The organism is Rhizobium sp. SVR5-9E (assembly GCF_056755095.1).
Genome location: NZ_JBNDHS010000640.1, coordinates 1 through 243, shown reverse-complemented (window position 1 = coordinate 243; position 243 = coordinate 1). Strand labels below are relative to the sequence as shown.

1 protein-coding gene is annotated in these 243 nt (G+C 41.6%); it reads right to left on the bottom strand.

Going from position 1 to position 243, the window contains the following annotated elements:
* A partial coding sequence (locus ACPYOJ_RS36365; protein WP_481420537.1) for a hypothetical protein occupies positions 1-243 on the bottom strand: 243 nt, incomplete at both ends.

The following is a 243-nucleotide window of genomic DNA, read 5'->3' as shown; positions in this document are numbered from 1 at the left end:
CTGTTAATATCTTCATTGAACATAGCGTTCAAGAGCTTTACCGTTTTATCTTTATGCTCCTGTGATGTTGATGCGATCAGGCGTTTAAATTCCTCGGCCTCTTCTGAGTTGGGTCTTCTGATGGCATCGCTTGGAATTTCAGAAATTATAGGTCTGGCTTCCATAGGCTTAGCATTCTTCTTTCCTTTGGTCCATTCAGCATTTTTCAAGGCAATGAGCTTAGGCTTCAGGACACTTCTTTTC